Below are 21,422 nucleotides of genomic sequence, written 5' to 3'. Positions count from 1 at the left end.
CGCCATGGCAGATCAGACTCTTAAAGAACAGCTCACATCGGCAATGAAAGACGCCATGCGAGCTAAAGAAAAAGAGCGCCTGTCTGCCATTCGGCTTATCCTTTCAGACGTCAAACGCATCGAAGTCGACGAACGCATCGATATCGACGATGCTCGCGTGCTGGCCATTTTAGATAAAATGTGCAAACAGCGCCGAGACTCCATCACCCAATACGAAAATGCTGGCCGGGAAGAACTTGCCGCCATAGAACGTTTTGAGATGGACGTTATCCAGACGTTTATGCCCACCCCGCTCAGTGACGCCGAACTGGCAGAACTGATTAATGATGCCATCGCCCAAACTGGCGCCAGCAGCATGAAAGACATGGGGCAAGTCATGGGGATTCTCAAACCCCAACTTCAAGGTCGAGCCGATATGGCCGCCGTCAGCAAGCAAATTAAAGCCAGCTTGCAATAAGCTCGCAACGCTACGGTAAATTGCCGGAATTTCCGGAGCCTGTGATACGATTTTCTCCTTACCGTTAACGGAAGCTCCTACGTGGCCGCCAAAGGACTCATTCCACAGTATTTCATCGACGACCTCCTCGCCCGAGTGGATATCGTCGACGTTATAAATCGTCGAGTGCCCTTGAAAAAAGCCGGCCGCAATTACACGGCCCGCTGCCCGTTCCACGATGAGAAAACCCCCTCATTTAGCGTCAACCCTGACAAACAGTTCTATTACTGCTTTGGCTGTGGTGCCAGCGGCAATGCCGTCGGCTTTTTAATGGACTACGAGCGCCACGATTTTCCGGTCGCGGTAGAAAATCTGGCCACCAGCGCGGGGCTTGAAGTTCCCCGCGAAGAACTCAGCCCCCGCCAAGCCGCCAAGCAACAGCGCCGACGCACCATCTACGACTTGATGGATCAGATTGGCAAACACTACCAACAGCAACTGCGGGACCATCCCCAAGCCAGCCGCGCCATCGACTATCTCAAGAGCCGCGGCCTCAGCGGTCGCATCGCCCGAGATTTTGATATCGGCTACGCCCCACCCGGTTGGGACGGCTTGCTTAAAGCCTTTGGCAGCAGCGAAGAACAGCGCCAGCAGCTGATGGACGCGGGCATGCTGGTCGAGCGGGAAGACGGTAAAGTGTATGACCGCTTTCGCGACCGGATTATGTTTCCGATTCGGGACAACCGTGGCCGTATCATCGCTTTTGGCGGCCGGGTATTGGGCGACGACAAACCCAAATACCTGAACTCCCCAGAAACCGACATTTTCCATAAAAGCCGCGAGCTCTACGGTTTATATCAAGCCAGACAGCGCAATCGCCACCTGGAACAGCTCGTGATTGTCGAAGGCTACATGGACGTTGTCGCCCTAGCTCAACACGACATTAACACTGGCATCGCGACACTGGGCACCGCCAGCAATACCGATCACCTCCGCACCGCCTTTCGCTATTGCAATGAAGTCGTTATTTGCTTTGATGGCGATGATGCAGGTCGCCGTGCAGCCCAGCGCGCACTGGAAAATGCCCTCCCCGCCATGGAAGATGGCCGCCAGATTCGGTTTTTATTTTTACCCGACGGCGAAGACCCCGACAGCCTGGTAAGAACCCAAGGCAGCAGCGGCTTTCATAAATTGCTTGCTCAAGCGACGCCCCTAGAAACTTTCTTTTTTGACAACTTTCGCAGTCAAGCAGACCCAGACACCATGGAGGGCCGGGCCCGACTGGCAAAGCTGGCAGCGCCGATGCTGGCTCTGCTACCCGAGGGCGTATTCAGCCAGCTCATGCAGGACGATCTGGCCCAGCGCACAGGCTTAAGCCGCAACGCCCTCGATCAGCTCATTGCGAATCAGCAAACGGTCGCGACTCCTGAGGCGCCCACCGACTCAAATGCCGCTGCCGCCCCCAAGCCCCGCCGGGCCGATCGGGCACTGGTTGCAAAGCTGCCCAAAGGCCAACGGGATCCACTGCAGTTTGCCTTGGCCATGCTTTTATTCAACCCGCGCTGCATGGTTAGCGGCGAAGCGGCGACCCTTCCTGACATTGAGGGCTCCAAAGCCGCCACCTTACTCAAAGACTTGAGTCAGCTGCTCCGCAGGCGCCCGGACACCAATACCGCCGCCATTTTGGGTTACTGGCACGGCCAGCCTGAATACGAAGAATTAACCCAAGCCCTAAAAACCATTGAGCTGCTGGGCCCCTCTCTAAACGATGACCTCGCCAGCGCGGCATTTTTTGATGTGCTCAAGCACTTGGAAAAACAAAAAATGGCCCAATATCTACAGAACGAGCTGGAACAACTCCAAGCACTATCTCAAACAAACAAGCCTCAAACAGCTAAAGAAGCTGGTCAGAAAGTCGACAAAAGCCAAAGCGCAAACTACGCTCAACTTGATGAAGAGCAAAAAAAGCGCCTAACAGCGATCCAAGAAATGCTGCAACAACGGCATAAACGGTAAACGCACCAAGAACGAGCTGGAATTTTACTGGTCCTACACTAGGCGGATGCAGTATAATTCGCGGCTATTTTTTTAACCCTCAGCCCACGAGTACATTGCCAGAATGAGTGACGCTAATCATCAATCTCGCCTCAAACAACTCATTGCCAAAGGCAAGGAGCAGGGTTATTTAACCTACTCTGAGGTGAATGACCATCTTCCGGAAGATATTTCTGATCCGGATCAGGTGGAAGAAATCATCCAGATGATCAACGACATGGGTATCCAGGTCTTTGAGCATGCCCCCGATGAAGATACCCTGATCATGGCAGGCAGCGATTCGCCAGACGATATCGCCGCCGCCGAGGCTGCCGCCGCACTGGCTGCAGTCGAGACCGAAACCGGTCGGACCACTGACCCCGTACGGATGTACATGCGGGAAATGGGTACGGTTGAACTGCTGACCCGTGAAGGCGAAATAGTTATCGCCAAACGTATAGAGGAAGGCATCCGTGAAGTCATGGCTGCCTTGTCTTACTACCCCGGTGTGGTCGCTGGCATTTTGGGTGAGTACAACAAGGTCGCCACCGAAGAGCGCCGCCTTGGCGACATCATTAATGGCTACCTGAACCCCGAAGACAACGTACCCTCGCCCCAAGCTCAAGCTGCTGCAGCCGCCGAAAGCAGTGACGACGACGATGAAACGCCTTCTGGCCCAGACCCCGAAGAAGCGGCGCGGCGTTTTGGCGCCATGCAAAAACAGTATGACAAGGTCGAAAAAAGCCTTGCCAAAAATGGTCGTTACAGCAAACAGACCGTTAAAGAGCTGGCCGAGTTAGCTGAAATTTTTAAATTCTTTAAACTGACACCAGCTCTTTTCGAGCCATTAGTTGAAGAAGTTCGCACTACGCTGAGTTCCATTCGTGCCCTAGAGCGCGAAATCATGGTGATCAGCATTAAGAACGTCGGCATGGAGCGCAAAGCGTTTATTCGCAGCTTCCAAGGCAACGAATCCAACCCCAAGTGGGTAACCGAGCAGATGAAGGAATACCCGAATCTGGCGGACTACAAGGATGTGCTTGCCCGTATTCAAAGCAAAATTGGCATTATAGAAGAGCGTCAAGACCTGACTATCTCTGACATTAAAGAGATAAACCGCCGCATTTCAATTGGCGAAGCCCGCGCTCGTCGCGCCAAAAAAGAAATGGTCGAAGCCAACCTGCGCTTGGTTATCTCTATTGCCAAAAAGTACACCAACCGTGGCCTGCAATTTCTGGATCTGATTCAGGAAGGCAATATCGGGTTGATGAAAGCCGTAGACAAGTTTGAATATCGCCGCGGTTACAAGTTCTCAACCTATGCTACCTGGTGGATTCGTCAGGCTATTACCCGCTCTATTGCGGACCAGGCCCGCACCATCCGTATTCCGGTGCATATGATTGAAACCATCAATAAGCTCAACCGTATTTCACGGCAGATGCTTCAGGAAATGGGTCGCGAACCTACGCCAGAAGAGCTGGGCGAGCGCATGGAAATGCCTGAGGACAAAGTCCGTAAAGTCCTCAAAATCGCCAAAGAGCCTATCTCAATGGAAACCCCCATTGGCGATGATGAAGATTCGCATTTAGGCGACTTTATTGAAGACGGCACCATCTCTTCACCGGTGGATTCAGCCACAGGCGAAGGCCTGCGCGAAGCGACCCGCGACGTACTGTCTGGCTTGACCGCACGTGAAGCCAAGGTCCTGCGGATGCGGTTTGGTATTGATATGAATACCGACCACACGCTGGAAGAAGTGGGTAAGCAGTTTGACGTTACTCGGGAACGTATCCGTCAAATTGAAGCTAAAGCCCTACGCAAGCTTCGTCACCCCACCCGCTCAGATCATCTGCGCAGCTTCCTGGACGAGTAAGCAAATACGCCCCCGCCTGCCGGGGGCTTATTGCCTAACGATATAACGCCTACCTCGATGGAGTGTGCTTTGGCAATTCGCTCTCACGCTATGTTACTGGCACTGGCTGTTGGCTTAAGCGGCTGCAGCAGCTTTAACGGTAGCCTTAACTCTGACAATTCCGCCCCTTCGCCCAACTCAAGCCCAGCGCCACAAGCCAAGGCAGCAGCAAGCCCTAAGCCGACAGCAGCTCATCCCCCAGCTAACCCCGCAGATACCTTTAATGCAGCCAATAATGCGGTCAGCGAAGGTAATTACACTCAAGCAGAGAAGCTCTATCTTTCAGTAGCGGCAGCCCCGCAACAAAATTCCGCATTGCGACAGCACGCGTTAATCAGCTTAACGATCTTGTACTTAAAGCCTGACAACCCAGGTTTTGATATGAATGCCGCGATTGAAATGATGGACCAGCTAAACGCCACATTAAGCCACAATAGCGCCCAGCGTTTGCAGTTTAATAGCTTGCAACAGCTGCTAGAAAACACCGTATTGCTCACCCAGCTAAAGCAAGCGGGTGTCAAGCAACAGGCCGAAATCAGCGCCTTGCAGAATCGTGTCAAAGGGTTGGAAACGGCACTGGAACGGCTGCGCCGCATTACTCTGCAATAATCTACAAGCCCCCAAAACAAGCATATTAATCACTATCTGTTTTAGGTCTGTCGCTCTCTGTTTTAGGCCTATCACCCAGAGCATTAAGATAATGCGCCAACTGATCATTGAGGCTTTGGTGATCAGACTCGGTTCGTGCCAACATCACCGGCACTCGCCGCCATTGCTCATCGTGCAAGCGGTCCAGCAAGCGGCTAATTCCTTCTTCATCGGCATGGCGACCAATAACAACCAGCTGCCACGGCAATTCATCTAATAGGCTGCCCACCCGCCGAAGATCTCCAGAACTGTACACAGCCCAGTGCTCGGCCCCCGGCAGCGCTGAAATCGTATTTTCGAGAATCGGCTGATCTTCTACCAGCAACAAATTCCCCACCGCCGAAGCGGGCAGTAAATCGCGCACTGCAGTGGTCAGGTCGGTTTTTTCTACCGGCTTCACCAGATACTCATTGGCCCCCAGCAGCAATCCCAAATCTCGCTCATTGAGCATAGATTGCATCAACACCGGAATTTCAGCCAGTTCTGAATCACCTCGCAAGGAATGCAAAACCTGCCAACCATCCATTCCCGGCATCATGACATCCAATACAATCAAATCGGGCTTAATCGTTCTGGCCAACGCCAAACCCTTGGGACCCGAGTCTGCAATACGCACCCGATACCCTTCTTTACCCAACACCCGGCGAGCCAAATCCAATGCAGCGGGATCATCATCAATAACCAACACCTCGCCTTTACTGCTATCACCTTCGCCCAGCTCTTCTTGCAAGCCTAATGCTTGCTGCACCAAGGGCAAACGCAGAACGAAACTCGCCCCCTCACCCACCGTGCTTTCTGCACGAATACTGCCGCCCATTAACTCCGCAAATTTCTTCGAGATCGTCAGCCCCAGCCCCGAACCACCGTATTGCTTTGTGGTGGATAAATCCGCTTGCACAAACGCGTCAAAAATCCGCTCCAACTGTTCTGGGGTCATGCCAATGCCCGTGTCTTTCACCTCAACAAATAACAGCCGCTCCCCAGAGTCATTCAGCTCTTTTACGGTCAGGTCTACCGCACCATTTTGGGTAAATTTGGCAGCATTGCTTAATAGATTTAACAGGATTTGCCGCAAGCGGGTAACGTCTGTGCGCAATACCGGGTTAGGCAAATCATAGTGACACCGAAAGCGATTATTATTCTTTGCCATCAGCGGCTCGGCCGTAGATTCAATATCCGCCAGCACACCACTGATATCCACGTCCTCCCAAAATACCGCCATTCGACCCGACTCAATCTTGGAAATATCTAGTACATCATTGATTAAGGTCAAAAGGTGTTTGCCCGCAGCCTGAATTTTTTCCAGGTCTGGCTGTAAGGCATCAGCGCTGAGATCACTCTCTTCTTCAATTTCTTCCAGCAGCATTTCGGAATAGCCGATAATCGCATTCATCGGCGTGCGAAGCTCATGACTCATATTCGCCAAGAACCCACTTTTCGCCTGGTTTGCCGCATCAGCTCGACGGCTCGCCTCCCTGACTCGACCCATTGCCGCCCGCAGGTTCAAGGCCATGTCATTAAAGGAGTCTGCTAATTGGCCAAATTCATCGTGGCCCATGGCGGGAATATTGTAGTCCATATTCCCTTGCCCCCACTCCGAAGTGCCACGCTGTAACTGGCGAATAGAACGGCGGGTATAGCGGGTAATGTAGTAGCCAAGCAAAAAAGTAATCAGCAGCGTAAACACAAATACGCCGAGGGCAATTTTGTTTGTCAGGCTTACCACATCTTTCAAACGGGCATTAATTTCGTCTGAGCGATTCAGCAAATACCATTCATCAGAACTGAGACGGCTACTTAACTCTTCGTAAATCCGAATCAGCCGGTCGGAATCAATCGGCTTGCCGTCATCAAGATAGCGTTGCCACGCTGCCAATAAAGGCTCCGCACTAAGCAGCTGATAATTCCCTTCTTCGAGATACTCTTGAAGATCCCTATTTAGCTCCTCCTGCATCTCCCGCAACTCTCGCAAAGATGCCAATATTTCCTGACGTTCCTCGTTGCTGATACTGTTTCCAGCCACCGATTGGGACAACGCGTCTATCACCAACACTTTGCGATGCGTAGTGTATAAGCGCTGGCTAAAACTATTGACTTGAGACTGGGCGCGAATAACGTGTTGCAGCATCCAAACATTGCGGCGACGCGTGTCGTTACTCCAAATTTGAATTAACACACTGATCAGTGACAACATCAAAATGGCCACAAAAGACAGGGTTAAACGGCGGGTAAAACTCATTCCGTGCAATTCAGCAACGCCTCTATTTTGCCCAATAGCCGTGGTAAATCGACCGGCTTGGTGTCGTAGTCATCACAGCCAGCAGCCAACGCCCGCTGGCGATCATCCGCCATTGCATGGGCCGTTAAGGCAATAATTGGCACCGCCTTTAAATCCGTATCGGCTTTCATTTCAGAGGCGACCTGCCAGCCATCCTTCACCGGTAAACTCATATCCAATAGCATTAAATCTGGTTGGCTATCACGGCACATCGACAAGCCCTGTTCGCCATCTACCGCCACAATGACATCATAGCCCTTGCGCCCCAAACGACGGCTGAGCATATCCCGGTTCATTTCATTGTCTTCAACTAATAATAGCTTCGCCATAGCCTATGGTTACTCCCTTACAACGCAGGCTTTTTTAATTCACTTAATGCCCCGAGCAAATCATCGCTCAACGAGGTTAAAGCCACTTCGTAATAATCAGCCTCTACAGCAGTGACCTTAGCGTATATCACTTTATTTTTTGCCAAACCGCTTAACTGAATATCAGCCAATAATTTTAACGGCGCTTCACAAACTATCTGCAAAGTATGATCCGCAAAAGCCACCAATTCGCAAGGCAACGGCTCACCCGCCAGTTGCTTACCGCTCATAACAATCACCGACAGCGGCCATGGCGCAGCCAACGTCTGCCACGGACTCTGTTGACGATCTAAAATCAAATCGTAGGGCAAACCCACACCCAGAATTTCCGACAAGGCCAACGGCTTTTCTGCACCTTTTACAGCAACCGTCACCGTCTTACCCCGCAACACCTGCAGCGCCGTATCATCCAGCGTGCTGGGTGCCGCCAATATCTGTCCCCCTATCGTGCAGGACTCTATTCGAGATGTCAGGTTGACGTTATGCCCCACCACCCCATATTTAGAACGCAGCTCGGAGCCAATATTGCCAGCAACCACATCGCCTGTATTTAAGCCGATCCCCATTTCTAATTGCGGTAAACCATCTCGGCGATTACGCTCATTAACATCACTCATGCCCAATTGCATGGCCACCGCACAAGCCAACGCTCGGTCGCAGTCATCGTTATCGCTCACCGGCGCGCCAAAGATCGCCAAAATGGCATCGCCAACAAACTCATCGACCGTGCCCCGAAACCGCTGAATGACTTCGGTCATCACCGCCAAATAATTATTTAACAGCTGTACACACTGCTCAGGATTAAGCTGCTGACTAATACCTGAGAACCCCCGGATGTCCGCCATCAGAATGGTGACTTTACGACGCTCACCACCCAGCTGAAGGCCGTCATTATCATCTAGTAGACGCTGGACAATTTCATCAGAGAGATACCGGCCAAACACTTTACGAATAAAGCGCTGACTCTTTTCCAATTCGGCCAAATACTCACGCTCACGATCACGCCAGCTTTTGGTTTCCAGCAGAGCATCTAGCCGCGCTTTAAGCAACGTGGCATTAATGGGCTTAAGCAGATAATCACTGGCGCCGGCATCGATACAATGCACCGCCCCAGCCTCATCCTGCATACCGCTAATAATCAGTACCGGAATGTGCCGCAAGTTATCGTCTGCACGAATGGTTTGTAATACCTCATAACCATTCATATCTGGCATCACCAAATCCAACAACAGCAAATCGGGCCCGGCACTGCGCATCACCTCTAAACACCGGGCGCCACTACTTGCCTCTATCACCAAATGACCTTGGCGCTGCAGCTGATGCGCCAATAACTCCCGGCTACTATCATTGTCGTCAACCACCAGAATTGTGCCGTTAAGCTGCTGACCGTCTTCGCGAATCACACCGCGCTTAAAACTGCGGAAAATACCGGCAATAGGGTCTTTGCGAGAAGGCGACTCCCGCCGTAAAGAAAAGCTCTCAAGCCGCTCTTGAAAGAGCCGAGATTGCCGCTGTATCAAGCCCAGAAAATGCTGAACTTCATCCTCACCACAATCCTCCCGCAGCATCTCACCATAGCCATCAACAACACCAATGGCATTGCGCAAATCATGCCGCATCCGCGACACCGCCACTTCATCCCCCGGCGCCAGCTCATACAAAGACGCCAAGGTTTGCATCATCTCATCCAAGGCAGTAGAAATACGCTGCGCATCGTCCCTGAGCGACTGATTCACCGCCACCGTGGGATGCTCTAACAAGGCCTCAGTATAAGCAGACATGGATTGCAACGGCGCCTGCAATGATTGATTAAGGTCATCGAGATAGGCTTTAAATATGCGGTCTTTATCAGCCAAGGACAGCCCCCAAATATTTGGCAAGATTGGCGAACGATTATGGCACTACACTGCAGAATTACCACACCCCACGCCACAAGCCTGGCGTAAAACTCTCACCGCCCGGTGCTGGCATTGGTCGCAATCCACCTTTATAATGCGCCCACTTCAAAACAGCGGTCCTTGAGACAAGCTGCACATGAAGGGCCCATAGCTCAGTTGGTTAGAGCATCCGACTCATAATCGGCAGGTCCCAGGTTCAAGTCCTGGTGGGCCCACCACTTTATACCCTACCCTAAGAAACTGGGCTCTACCGGCTCTACCCCATTAACGGGGGATGGCACTCATCTCTCTCGTCATACCGGCTTTAAGCCGGTATCCAGTCAACCTCGGTGCGATACACCTCCGCCTTAGTAAATACCTTACTCCGATGCTGGATCCCGGATCGCCTGATGGCGTCCGGGATGACGACAAATATGTGGCTCTACCGGCTGGCTCATTTCCATTCCAATATTATCACCTTGATTATAAGGTAAGATCGGTAGTACATCGCCCCAACCGAATAGCTATATACGCTAGCTATATACAAGATCTAGGAGATTTCTATGTCTACAGGCACCGTATTTGAAAACAACCGCACCCAGGCAGTTAGACTTCCGGCTGATTCACGCTTTCCTGATGGAATCAAGAAAGTAAACGTTCGGGTTCAGGGCAAAGACCGGATCATTTCGCCGCTCGAGAATACCTGGGATAGCTTTTTCCTGGAGGGCGAGGCCGTAACCGATGATTTTATGGATGAGCGGGCGAGCCAGGATCAAACGCCGAGGGGAGCGTTTTAAATGCTCAAGCACATGCTAGATACCAAGATTGCTATCTATGTTATCAAGCGCCGTCCGATAGAGATCATGCCGACCTTCGGCGCCCACGCGGGTCAGCTTTGCCTTAGCACTATCACCCTGGCGGAGCTTCTTCATGGCGTGGAGAAAAGTACCAGGCCGGAACAAAACCGTCAGGCATTGGAGGACTTTGTTTCACGGCTAGAGGTGCTGGAATATGGGGCCAAAGCAGCGGGGCATTATGGCGATATTCGTGCCGACCTGGAGCGCGAGGGTAAGGTGATTGGCGTCAACGATCTACATATTGCAGGCCACGCCCGAAGTGAGGGATTGGTTCTTGTCACCAATAATCTCGGTGAATTCGAGCGAGTGAAAGGACTCCGAACCGAGAACTGGGTTTAGAGACTCTCCGGCTCTACCCCATTAATTTAACGGAGGATGGCACTCATCTCACTCTGTTAACTCCCTTTTAGCCGCTCATCAGTCCGTTACTACAAAACCCGTACTCAATACTAATGGCTACCATTACGCAAAATATCTACCACGGTTTTATCCAGTAGCCACATATCCAGTTTGAGCAAGTCATCTAGAGAGCACCAAGCACTGTCGGTATACGCTGGCGCATTAACGGGGCCGGTGGCGTCGACTTCAAAAAAACTTTCTTTCAAGGGGACAAACGCCTCGTCGGCAGCAAACACGACATCGCCCACCTTGCTTACCGACATACCCAGTTTTTTTTCTGCAATGCGACGGGCGGCATCACTAAGGGCTTCGCCATCACGAATATGATCCCCTGGGAACTCCCACTTTGAGCTAGATGTTTTACCGGGGAGCTGACACACCAAGTAGTCATTATGGTGTTTAATTATTACTGCGACCCGGTGTTGTTCACGCTTTTTCATCATAATTCCTGCCTTTTATTACCGGTAACACGGCTGATGCTGTTCCAAATTCTGCGTCTACCTCAATTAAGCTCTGCCAAGCTTGCTATCTGCAAGCCCTAAGAGCATTACCGGCAAAGTCGCATCTATAAAGTTAGTCACAGCTATAAAGCTAGATGCAATAAATCCAGAGACCTTTATCTCGTTCCGCTCTCATAAAAACGTCACGATTTTTGCTTAGTCTAAAGCATGTGGCGACCATCACATTCTAAAGCATGTGGCGACCATCACATATTGATGGTTTAACCGGGAATTTTCTCTGGAAATTTGAGTCTCAATGGGCGATCACAAAAACGAAATTTGTCATAGATCTATAAACAATACGAAGTAATATCCTGATGGTGGTATCTAGCTTTTGAAGCAGCTTTAATCAAACTCGTTCCGATACAAATCCAACTCACTAGACTGGAAAAGTAACGAAACTACTCATCATACGCTGAGAGATCAGCATCTAGAAATAGCGCACGGAGCAACATGGCAACTGACCTCAAGGCGAGCAGCACAGACTTACAAAACACTGCCGCATTTAATGTTAATAAATTCGATTTATCGTTCTCACCCATTGTGGATATGCAAAATGGGCGACTGGTGGCTCTTGAAGCATTTGCCCGCCAGCAAGATCGTGACTATGCCTTTAGTCATCCCGTCATTACTCAGGTCAGAAACAGCAAGCCAAAGCTGGCACAAATTTTTATAGACAGTGCGATTGCCAAGGTTTTTGCAGGGATGGAAGCGCTCCATAAACAAAATGAATACACCCCTATTTTCTTGTCTTTGCACACACAAGATATTAACCGAGAGCTCATCGATACCCTACAGGCCTGTGCACTCCAATCTGAGGTGCCACTTTCTTGCCTGGTGATTGGGATATGTCTTCCCCAAAACGGCCGCATATCGCCGGAAAAAATGCGCCAAATACAAACATTAAAACGCAGTGGTGTTGCACTGTCGGTACAACACAGCGAAATGAACAAAATTCCTGAAGCTTCACCGGAGTTTATCCCGCTGGATCTGATAAAACTCAATCAGTCTGTGCTGATTGCCGATGCGGCAGCGGGACATCATCTAACGCTGAGTAAGTCACTAAACGACTGGTCTAAATCTGGCTGCTACGTTGTATTTGACGGTATTAACGACGCCGCAGCTTGGCAAGCCGTGGCCTCGCTGGGAAATCACTTCGCTCAGGGAGCCTTGGTATCACCCCCGTTACTCAGCAACCAACTGTCTGAATGGCGCCGCCGCTGGCCGCTGGTCTCGTCAGCACTAGGCTGCCAGCAAACAAATAAAGTGAAACAAAACACGTCTACAATCAAAAAGCACCGACGAGCTTAGCCGCCTAGACGCGGGCAATATCCGTCTTTATAAACGTTTTTATTGACCTATCAGAACAAGAGGCCATGAAGATGTACGATTCAAACGATGACCGTGGTCGAAGAAATATCTATCCCGCAACACCGGTAAAGCGCATCCCTGTTCGCCGCTACAATAGCAAAGTGGCAAGCTTCTCTAATTTAGATACGCTGCCAAAACTCAGCGCGCAGGAATTTTTGAGTATCCGCCACAATGCGATTCACAAGGAAATGCCCCGTAACGTCAGCCTTGATGAAAAAATTGAGTTCTTAAAAAAAGAACTCGATACCCTACGCATCACTTCCCAGCAAATGATGTCCCGCGAGAAGTAATACTATCTTCAGAAGGCAGACCGCATTAAGCCGCCCATAATAAACGGCGGCTTAGCGAGATAATGTAGAAAGTTGAAATGTAAGAGCAAAGCGACTAATCAGAATCAGCCGCTTCAAGCTGACGGTTAATACGCAGCGCGACCAAGGTACACACTGCAGCTGAAAGCAGGTACAGACTTACCGCTGACAGGCCGAAATGTACAGAGACCCCCAACGCAACCAGCGGCGCAAAAGCAGCACCAAACAGCCAAGCCAAATCGGAGGTTAGTGCCGCCCCAGAATAGCGGAAGCGTCGCTCGAAGTTGGCGGTCAAGGTGCCAGAAGCCTGACCATAGGACACGCCCAGCAAAGCGAAGCCCACCAGAATAAAGGTATTTTGCATCCACGCTGCGCCATTCATCAGCAACGGCGCAAACAGGGCAAACACGCCAATCAACACCGCCATTAAGCCGACAGTGGTGCGGCGACCAATCCGGTTGGCGATATAGCCCGAGGCAATGGTGGCCACAATCCCGACGCAGGCACCAAAGATCTGAATAGTCAGTACCCGGTAGATGGTCTGGGATTCGCTAAATGCGATCCAGGACAGAGGGAAAATCGTCACAATATGAAACAAGGCATAGCTGGCCAGAGAGGCAAAGGCCCCCAGAAAAACATTGGGCCCTTGCTTGTCTAGCATTTCTCGCGTGCTGATAGGTTCCAGTTCACTCTCTTCCAGGGCCAAGGTGTACTCTTCGGTCAACACCAACCGCAACCGGGCAAACAAGGCAACCACGTTAATAGCAAAGGCGACAAAGAAGGGGTAACGCCAGGCCCAGGACTGAAAGTCTTCAATGGTGACGCTACTAATTAAATACAGAAACAACAGGTTGGCAATTAAGAAACCGGTCGGCGCGCCGAGCTGGCCGATCATCGCGTACCAACTGCGCTTGGACGGTGGCGCATTCAGCAATAATAACGACGGCAGCCCGTCCCAAGAACCGCCCAGCGCAAACCCCTGCAGCACTCGGAACATCGCCAGCAAAAAGATGGATACGCCGCCAATGGTTTCGTAGCTGGGCAAAAAAGCAATACCCGCTGTGGCAGTCCCCAATAAAAACAGCGCAGTAGTGAGCTTTACACTGCGGCCCCAACGGCGTTGAATGGCCATAAACATGGCGGTACCAAAGGGGCGCGCCACAAAGGCCATAGAGAAAATGGCAAAACCGTAGAGTATCCCCTCCAGAAGATCTGCAAAGGGAAAAAACACACCGGGGAACACCAGCACGCAGGCCATGCCAAACACAAAGAAATCAAAGTGTTCCGAGGCTCGGCCTACAACAACCCCGATGGCGATTTCGCCTGGGGCAACAGGCGAATGCCCTGCGGGAGTTTGCAAATTGTTGGCTGAAACTGAGTTAGTCGTACTGGCCATGGCGTGGCGGTATCCAATTGAGAAGCGGTAATATTGGAAAGACTACTCCGATTGCATCGAGGCGACCATAGGACAAATTGTCCAATTCTCTCTCACTGCCGTTTAGCTTAGAGTTCACCCTCTCTCCTACTAACATCCGGATATGCGAGTGGCGATGCCTATTTCCAGAACCCAAAGCATGATTTTCCTGGCCGTCAGTTCGACTTTTCTGCTAGCCGGTTGCGATGCCGTAGTCATGTCACCGTCCGGTGATATTGCCTCGCAACAAGCAGACTTGATCGTATGGGCGACAATTCTCATGCTCATTGTTGTCGTGCCTGTCATTGTACTGACACTGCTTTTTGCCTGGCGTTATCGCGCCTCCAATAAAGAGGCGACCTACGACCCCGAGTGGGACCACTCCACACTGTTGGAGCTGGTTATCTGGGCCGCGCCGCTGGCCATCATTATAGCCCTAGGGGCCCTGACTTGGGTCAGCACCCACCAGCTGGACCCCTACCGACCAATAGACCGCATCAGCAAAGACCAACCGGTTCCCGAAGGCACTGAGCCCTTGGTGGTCGAGGTGGTCGCCATGGACTGGAAATGGCTGTTCTTTTACCCGGAGCACGGTATCGCCGTGGTCAATGAGCTGGCCGCGCCAGTCGATCGACCTATTAAATTTAAAATCACCTCCACCACCATGATGAACTCGTTTTATATTCCGGCACTGGCGGGGCAAATCTACGCCATGGGCGGCATGGAAACCCAGCTCCACGCGGTGATTAACGAAACCGGCACCTACGACGGTTTCTCTGCCAACTATTCCGGCGCCGGCTTTAACGGCATGCGCTTCAAATTTCATGGCATGAGCGAAAAACGTTTTGATAAGTGGGTGAACAAGGTCAAAACCCAAGGCGAACCGCTCAGCCGTCAGGTTTATGGCGAGCTTGAAAAACCCAGCGAATACAACCCAGTTCAGTACTACAGCCGTGTCGCCCCCAAGCTATACGACAAAATTCTTAATCGCTGCGTTGTACCCGGCACCATCTGCATGAAAGACATGATGAGCCACGGTAATAGCCATCACGCCGGTCATGATAAAAAACATGACAAATCGGCCGCAGATAAGCACGAGGCACCCCATGCAAGCCATTAGTTATATCAGCGCCTACGCGCTGGCTAGCATCACGACACCTCATTTTAATACGCCCCATTCACCGACAGAGCGCCAGTATCCTCATGTCTGATAAATTCGAACTCAGCAAGCTTATTTTTGGCCGGCTCAGCTTGGACGCCATCCCCTTCCACGACCCGATTATCATCGCGACCTTCGCTATGGTGGCCCTCGGTGGCGGCGCGTTGCTGGCAGCACTGACCTACTACAAAGTGTGGGGTTATCTGTGGCGAGAATGGATTACCAGCATCGACCATAAACGCATTGGCGTGATGTATATGATTCTGGGCATCGTCATGTTGCTGCGAGGCTTTGCCGACGCGATCATGATGCGTATTCATCAGGCCATGGCTTTTGGTGATTCCACCGGCTATTTACCGCCAGAACACTACGACCAGATCTTTACCGCCCACGGCGTCATCATGATTTTCTTTGTGGCCATGCCCTTTGTGGTCGGCCTGATGAACTACATTGTGCCGCTGCAAATCGGCGCCCGAGATGTCGCCTTCCCCTTTTTGAATAACTTCAGTTTCTGGATGACCGCTGCCGGTGCCGTACTGATTATGGTATCGCTGTTTATCGGCGAGTTTGCCAAATCTGGCTGGCTGGCATATCCGCCGCTAACGGGGATATTACAGAGTCCGGGGGTGGGAGTAGATTACTATATCTGGTCCCTGCAGATTGCCGGGGTGGGCACCCTGTTATCGGGCATCAACTTTGTCGTCACCATCGTCAAGATGCGGGCGCCGGGCATGAACATGATGAAAATGCCCATCTTTACCTGGACGGCATTGGCCACCAACATCCTTATCGTGGCCGCCTTCCCAGTACTCACCGCGGTACTGGCGCTGCTGTCACTAGACCGCTATTTAGACTTCCATTTCTTTACCAACGATCTTGGCGGCAACGCCATGATGTACGTCAACCTGATCTGGATTTGGGGTCACCCCGAGGTCTACATTCTGATTCTGCCGGTGTTTGGGGTGTTCTCAGAAATCGTTTCCACTTACAGCGGTAAGCGCCTGTTCGGCTACTCGTCCATGGTTTACGCCACCCTGGTTATTACCATCCTGTCGTACTTAGTGTGGCTGCATCACTTCTTTACCATGGGCTCAGGGGCCACCGTTAACAGCTTCTTTGGCATCACCACCATGATCATCTCCATCCCCACCGGGGCGAAGATTTTCAACTGGCTGTTCACCATGTACCGGGGCCGCATTCAATTTGATGTGCCCATGTTGTGGACCCTCGGCTTTATGGTGACCTTTGTTATCGGTGGTATGACCGGCGTCTTGTTGGCCGTGCCCCCGGCAGATTTTGTGTTGCACAACAGCCTGTTTTTGATCGCCCACTTTCACAATGTGATTATCGGCGGCGTCATCTTTGGCGTCTTTGCGGCCATCACTTACTGGTACCCCAAAGTCACCGGCTACAAGCTGGATCCGTTCTGGGGCAAGGCCTCGTTTTGGAGCTGGTTAATCGGCTTCTACCTGGCCTTTATGCCGCTGTATGTGTTGGGCCTGATGGGTGTCACCCGGCGCATGAGTCACTTTGACGATCCGTCTATTCAAATCTGGTTCCAGATCGCCTTGGTCGGCGCCGTCTTAATTGGCATCGGTATTCTCTGCTTCTTAATTCAGCTCTACGTGAGCTATCGCAAACGCGACGAGCTGCGGGACGAAACCGGCGACCCCTGGAATGGCCGGACTTTGGAGTGGTCAACATCGTCACCGCCACCCCAATACAACTTTGCCTTTACGCCAAAAGTGCACGACAACGATGCCTGGTGGCAAATGAAAACCCACGGCTTTAAGCGTCCCACAGATGGCTTTCTGCCCATCCACATGCCTAAAAACACGGCAGCGGGCATCATCCTTGCCGGTATCAGTGCGGCACTGGGCTTTGCGATGATCTGGCATATGTGGCTGTTTGCAGGACTGTCTTTTGCGGCGCTGATTATTGTCACCATCGTCCATACTTTTAACTACAACCGCGACTACTATATTCCCGCCGATGAGGTGGCAGCGGTAGAAGCGGAATTCGCAAGCAAGACAAACCCAGACAAAACACACGAGGTGCTGGCTTAAGATGTCTACTTCCGCAGCAGTATCGGCCCCCGGTCAATCCGGCAATATTGATTTTTTAGAACGCGGCGAACACCACGTTGCCAACGGCACCTTGCTGGGCTTTTGGCTTTACCTGATGAGCGACTGCCTCATCTTTGCCGCCCTGTTTGCCACCTACGCGGTGCTGAGCCAAAACTTTGCCGGCGGCCCTTCTGGCGCCGAGCTATTTGACCTGCCATTGGTGGCATTAAACACGGCATTTCTGTTGTTCTCGTCGATCACCTACGGTTTCTCCATGCTGCAAATGCAGCAAAAGAAACTGGGCGGCACCATGCTTTGGCTGGCCATTACCGGCGTGTTCGGGCTTTGCTTTCTCGGTGTGGAAATGTACGAATTTCAACACATGATTCACCAAGGGGCTGGCCCTCAACGCAGTGGTTTCTTATCAGCCTTTTTTGCCCTGGTCGGCACCCACGGCCTACACGTTAGCATTGGTATCATTTGGCTGGTGACGCTGTTATTTCAGCTTCGCAAACACGGTTTGACCGGTGCCAACCGTCGCCGTCTATTTTGCCTATCCATGTTTTGGCATTTTCTGGATGTGGTATGGATTGGCGTTTTCACTGTTGTTTACCTGATGGGGTCCATGACATGAGCGAACATAGCGAACACCACGACCATCACGAAGAAGAAGGTCCTCACAGCACCTTTAGCGGTTACATGATTGGCTTCTTTGCCTCAATACTGCTAACAGCACTGCCATTCTGGCTGGTCATGGGTGATGTCATACCATCGCGCAACGTCACCATTGCGGTCATCATCGGCTTTGCCGTGGTGCAGATTCTTGTGCATATGATTTACTTCCTGCATATGAATTTTCACGCAGAAGGCGGCTGGACCATGCTGTCGCTAATTTTCACCATGGTCTTGCTGTTCATTACTCTGTTCGGCTCCCTCTGGGTGATGTACCACATGAATGTCAATATGATGCCGTCCATGATGAGCGGCAGTTAAGCCCGCCCATGTCGGCACCCGCACCCCGGCGACCTGCCAAGCTGTTAATCAGCCTTTGCGCCCTACTGGCCTTTTGTGGCTTTGTTGCATTGGGAAATTGGCAGCTGGAGCGTCGGGTGTGGAAGCTGGACCTGATTGAGCGGGTTAATGAGCGGGCTCACGCGGCTCCCCAAGCGGCCCCCAAGCAGAGCCAGTGGCCGCAAATCAGCCAAGAAGCCGACGAATACCGCAAGCTCTCTCTCCAAGGACAGTTTCTTGCCGACCGCGACACCCTGGTGGTCGGTGCCAGTGAGCTGGGTAGCGGCTACTGGGTCATGACCCCGTTTCGGAGTGAATCCGGCGGCCTGATTCTGGTCAACCGGGGGTTTATTAATCAAGGCGTCACGCCCACGCCAGCACCAAGCAACAACGTTGAAGTAACGGGTCTGCTGCGTATTAGCGAACCACACGGCAGCGTGCTACGTGACAACCAGCCAAGCCAAAACCGCTGGTATTCCCGTGACACCCAAGCTATTGGCCAGGCCCAAGATCTGCAGCTCGCCCCCTATTTTATTGATGCTGCCGCCAACCAACCCGGCAGCCCCGGAGCCCCCGGCCCAACGGGCGGCCTGACCATCATCCAATTTCACAACAGTCATCTGGTTTATGCCATTACCTGGTACGGTCTTGCGCTGATGGTTATCGGCGCCGCTGTACTGGTAAAACGAGAGCAAGGCCGCCGAGATAAGCGCGCTTAACACGCGGCAAGGCGTATACTGCTCCACATGAAAACGGTCGCGACTAATCTGGCCAAACTAAAAAAGGGCCAACACATGCCCCGTATAAAAACACTCAGCCGTGACACGCCAATCTATATCCGTAGGCGCTAAGCAATGACAGATACCGCAAGAGTAGTAGGCAACGATATCCCCCTCGACCAAACCGACTCCAATGACAATGAGCGCAACACCCTCAGCAAGCATATGCGGCAATTGGTATTACTGCGCTGGATGGCCGTGCTGGGACAGCTGCTAACCATACTGGTCACTCATTATGGCTTTGGCGTAGAACTGCCGCTCCAAACCATGTTGAGTATTTTGGCTGCGTTATCGGTGTTTAACGCGGCCAATGAACTCGCTATGCGTTTTCGCCACCGGGTACGCACCATTGAGCTGTTTATGGGCTTACTGGTGGATATGGCCGCCCTCACCGCCCAGCTCTACCTCAGTGGCGGTGCCACCAACCCCTTTGTTTACCTGTATCTGTTACAAGTCGGTTTGGCCGCGGTGCTACTTGCCGCCCCTTATGCCTATTCGCTGCTGGGCATCTCGACGCTGTGCTTTCTGTGGCTGGCAGAAAAAGCCCAGCCTCTGGCACTGCCCCAAGATTATCATTTGGGTATTCGCAGCTATTATTTAGAAGGCATGCTCATCTGCCTGATGCTGACCGCTGCCTTGCTGGTGGTCTTCATCAATCGCATTACCCGTACCCGCCAAGAGCACGATGCCAGACTGGCCGAATTGCGCCAGCGGGCAGCAGAAGAAGAACATATTTTGCGCATGGGCTTGTTGGCTTCTGGGGCGGCCCACGAACTGGGCACGCCACTGGCTACCATTGCGGTCATTCTGGGCGACTGGCGACGCATGCCCAGCCTTGCCAATGACCCCGATATGAATGAAGAAATTGTAGAGATGCAGGCCCAAATCCAACGCTGTAAAACCATCGTCAGCGGCATTTTAATGTCGGCGGGCGAAACCCGTGGCGAGTCCTCTGGCGAAACCACCATCTGCGAGTTTTTTGAAGAATTAGTGGATGAATGGCGACACACCCGCAAAGTAACCGAGCTGGAATTTAAAAACCACTTTGGCGAAGACCTCGATATCGCCTCTGACACGGTGCTCAAACAAACCATCTGCAATCTGCTAGACAACGCCTTAGAAGCCTCACCCCAATGGGTCAGCCTTGAAGTTTTTCGGCAAGACGACACCCTTATCATCCAAGTTGTCGACCGAGGTCCCGGCTTTGCGCAGCAAGTCTTTGACCACTTAGGGCAGCCCTATCAGTCCACCAAAGGCCGACCCGGCAGCGGCCTGGGTTTGTTTTTGGTGTTTAATGTTGCCCGTATACTGGGCGGCACAGTGCAGGCAAGCAATCGTGATGAGGGCGGCGCTGAAATACGCCTGCAACTGCCGCTAGATGCCCTGATGTTGAAAGAGGCCTGATGCCGTGACTGATCAAAAAAATATGCCTGACCCCAAAAACATGAGCGACGAACTCGCCAAATTAGACTCACCCACCCTGCTGATTATTGAAGACGATGCCGCTTTTGCTCGCACATTGGCCCGCTCCTTTGAACGCCGAGGCTACCAAGTGTTAACGGCTAATGGACTAGAAAAAGCACTGGCACTGCTCCAAGACCACAACCCAGACTACGCCGTGGTCGACTTAAAACTGGATGGTGAAGCCTCTGGGCTGGTGTGTGTGCAAGCCCTGCATAAGCACGACGCCGAGATGATCATTGTCGTGCTAACCGGTTATGCCAGCATTGCCACCGCCGTCGAGGCCGTCAAACTCGGTGCCTGTCACTACCTCGCCAAGCCCTCAAACACCGACGATATCGAAGCCGCCTTTAACAACGCCGAAGGTAATGTAGAAGTCGAGATTCGCGGCCGAGCCACTTCTATCAAAACTCTGGAGTGGGAGCGTATACACGAGACCTTGGCAGAAACGGGATTTAATATTTCAGAAACGGCAAGGCGGCTGGGAATGCATCGACGCACCCTGGCCCGTAAGCTGGCAAAGCAGCAGGTTAAATAAATCCTT

20 protein-coding genes and 1 tRNA gene are annotated in these 21,422 nt (G+C 52.0%); 16 read left to right on the top strand and 5 right to left on the bottom strand.

All coding sequences use genetic code 11. The annotated features are described in order from the left end of the window. The first annotated feature begins 4 nt into the window (after positions 1 to 4). The 4 genes from IMCC21906_RS08210 to IMCC21906_RS08195 all read left to right on the top strand — a co-directional run bounded on the left by IMCC21906_RS08210 (position 5) and on the right by IMCC21906_RS08195 (position 4,991). Complete coding sequence (locus tag IMCC21906_RS08210) at positions 5 to 457, top strand: GatB/YqeY domain-containing protein (RefSeq protein WP_047011762.1); 453 nt, start codon at positions 5 to 7, stop codon at positions 455 to 457. An 81-nt stretch (positions 458 to 538) separates the two neighbouring features. Further along, a complete protein-coding gene (gene dnaG / locus IMCC21906_RS08205; RefSeq protein WP_047011761.1) occupies positions 539 to 2,452 on the top strand; it encodes a DNA primase in 1,914 nt (637 codons plus the stop codon). Between the two features lie 103 nt (positions 2,453 to 2,555). Beyond that, positions 2,556 to 4,343: an RNA polymerase sigma factor RpoD gene (gene rpoD, locus IMCC21906_RS08200; protein ID WP_047011760.1), complete on the top strand. Its 1,788-nt coding sequence runs from the start codon at positions 2,556 to 2,558 to the stop codon at positions 4,341 to 4,343. Positions 4,344 to 4,412: 69 nt separating this feature from the next. Beyond that, on the top strand, positions 4,413 to 4,991 hold the full coding sequence (locus IMCC21906_RS08195) for a hypothetical protein (RefSeq protein WP_156166016.1): 579 nt from the start codon (positions 4,413 to 4,415) through the stop codon (positions 4,989 to 4,991). Positions 4,992 to 5,016: 25 nt separating this feature from the next. Here IMCC21906_RS08195 and IMCC21906_RS08190 read toward each other — a convergent pair whose 3' ends face one another. The 3 genes from IMCC21906_RS08190 to IMCC21906_RS08180 are packed head-to-tail and all read right to left on the bottom strand — an operon-like array spanning position 5,017 to position 9,532. After that, positions 5,017 to 7,269: an ATP-binding protein gene (locus tag IMCC21906_RS08190; protein WP_052763443.1), complete on the bottom strand. Its 2,253-nt coding sequence runs from the start codon at positions 7,267 to 7,269 to the stop codon at positions 5,017 to 5,019. After that, positions 7,266 to 7,637, bottom strand: a complete 372-nt coding sequence (locus IMCC21906_RS08185; protein ID WP_047011758.1) for a response regulator — start codon at positions 7,635 to 7,637, stop codon at positions 7,266 to 7,268. Before IMCC21906_RS08185 ends, IMCC21906_RS08190 begins: the two co-directional genes overlap by 4 nt. Before the next feature lie 17 nt (positions 7,638 to 7,654). Beyond that, on the bottom strand, positions 7,655 to 9,532 hold the full coding sequence (locus tag IMCC21906_RS08180; protein WP_052763442.1) for an adenylate/guanylate cyclase domain-containing protein: 1,878 nt from the start codon (positions 9,530 to 9,532) through the stop codon (positions 7,655 to 7,657). Positions 9,533 to 9,715: 183 nt separating this feature from the next. On the opposite strand from IMCC21906_RS08180, the gene IMCC21906_RS08175 reads away from it, so the two are divergent. The 3 genes from IMCC21906_RS08175 to vapC all read left to right on the top strand — a co-directional run bounded on the left by IMCC21906_RS08175 (position 9,716) and on the right by vapC (position 10,749). Further along, positions 9,716 to 9,792: transfer RNA gene (locus tag IMCC21906_RS08175), tRNA-Ile, on the top strand. A gap of 324 nt (positions 9,793 to 10,116) precedes the next feature. After that, positions 10,117 to 10,350 carry a type II toxin-antitoxin system VapB family antitoxin gene (gene vapB, locus IMCC21906_RS08170; protein WP_047011757.1) on the top strand — a complete coding sequence of 78 codons (234 nt, stop codon included), beginning with the start codon at positions 10,117 to 10,119 and terminating at the stop codon, positions 10,348 to 10,350. Continuing rightward, a complete protein-coding gene (gene vapC / locus IMCC21906_RS08165; RefSeq protein WP_047011756.1) occupies positions 10,351 to 10,749 on the top strand; it encodes a tRNA(fMet)-specific endonuclease VapC in 399 nt (132 codons plus the stop codon). It begins immediately after the preceding gene. Between the two features lie 110 nt (positions 10,750 to 10,859). Here the strand turns inward: vapC and IMCC21906_RS08160 are convergent, their stop codons facing one another. Then, a complete protein-coding gene (locus IMCC21906_RS08160; protein ID WP_082117414.1) occupies positions 10,860 to 11,252 on the bottom strand; it encodes an NUDIX hydrolase in 393 nt (130 codons plus the stop codon). A 510-nt stretch (positions 11,253 to 11,762) separates the two neighbouring features. Here IMCC21906_RS08160 and IMCC21906_RS08155 point away from each other — a divergent pair. After that, positions 11,763 to 12,620 carry an EAL domain-containing protein gene (locus IMCC21906_RS08155; RefSeq protein WP_047011754.1) on the top strand — a complete coding sequence of 286 codons (858 nt, stop codon included), beginning with the start codon at positions 11,763 to 11,765 and terminating at the stop codon, positions 12,618 to 12,620. 71 nt (positions 12,621 to 12,691) lie between these two features. Next, positions 12,692 to 12,970, top strand: a complete 279-nt coding sequence (locus IMCC21906_RS08150) for a hypothetical protein (RefSeq protein WP_047011753.1) — start codon at positions 12,692 to 12,694, stop codon at positions 12,968 to 12,970. 94 nt (positions 12,971 to 13,064) lie between these two features. Here the strand turns inward: IMCC21906_RS08150 and IMCC21906_RS08145 are convergent, their stop codons facing one another. Beyond that, entirely contained in the window at positions 13,065 to 14,384 is a 1,320-nt protein-coding gene (locus tag IMCC21906_RS08145; protein ID WP_047011752.1) for an MFS transporter, read from the bottom strand. A 154-nt stretch (positions 14,385 to 14,538) separates the two neighbouring features. On the opposite strand from IMCC21906_RS08145, the gene cyoA reads away from it, so the two are divergent. The 7 genes from cyoA to IMCC21906_RS08110 all read left to right on the top strand — a co-directional run bounded on the left by cyoA (position 14,539) and on the right by IMCC21906_RS08110 (position 21,416). After that, a complete protein-coding gene (gene cyoA, locus IMCC21906_RS08140; RefSeq protein WP_047013261.1) occupies positions 14,539 to 15,522 on the top strand; it encodes a ubiquinol oxidase subunit II in 984 nt (327 codons plus the stop codon). 83 nt (positions 15,523 to 15,605) lie between these two features. Next, positions 15,606 to 17,627, top strand: a complete 2,022-nt coding sequence (gene cyoB, locus IMCC21906_RS08135; RefSeq protein WP_047011751.1) for a cytochrome o ubiquinol oxidase subunit I — start codon at positions 15,606 to 15,608, stop codon at positions 17,625 to 17,627. A gap of 1 nt (position 17,628) precedes the next feature. Beyond that, on the top strand, positions 17,629 to 18,261 hold the full coding sequence (cyoC, locus tag IMCC21906_RS08130; protein ID WP_082117413.1) for a cytochrome o ubiquinol oxidase subunit III: 633 nt from the start codon (positions 17,629 to 17,631) through the stop codon (positions 18,259 to 18,261). Next, positions 18,258 to 18,620, top strand: a complete 363-nt coding sequence (gene cyoD, locus IMCC21906_RS08125; protein ID WP_047011750.1) for a cytochrome o ubiquinol oxidase subunit IV — start codon at positions 18,258 to 18,260, stop codon at positions 18,618 to 18,620. Before cyoC ends, cyoD begins: the two co-directional genes overlap by 4 nt. 8 nt (positions 18,621 to 18,628) lie before the next feature. Further along, a complete protein-coding gene (locus IMCC21906_RS08120; RefSeq protein WP_082117412.1) occupies positions 18,629 to 19,357 on the top strand; it encodes an SURF1 family protein in 729 nt (242 codons plus the stop codon). 135 nt (positions 19,358 to 19,492) lie between these two features. After that, positions 19,493 to 20,821, top strand: coding sequence for an ATP-binding protein (locus IMCC21906_RS08115; protein ID WP_047011749.1), 1,329 nt, complete (start codon positions 19,493 to 19,495; stop codon positions 20,819 to 20,821). A gap of 4 nt (positions 20,822 to 20,825) precedes the next feature. Beyond that, positions 20,826 to 21,416: a response regulator transcription factor gene (locus tag IMCC21906_RS08110; protein WP_231580237.1), complete on the top strand. Its 591-nt coding sequence runs from the start codon at positions 20,826 to 20,828 to the stop codon at positions 21,414 to 21,416. Positions 21,417 to 21,422 lie beyond the last annotated feature (6 nt).

Source organism: Spongiibacter sp. IMCC21906, from assembly GCF_001010805.1.
In the GTDB taxonomy this organism is placed as follows: domain Bacteria; phylum Pseudomonadota; class Gammaproteobacteria; order Pseudomonadales; family Spongiibacteraceae; genus Spongiibacter.
This window is presented reverse-complemented; position numbering and strand designations above follow the sequence as displayed.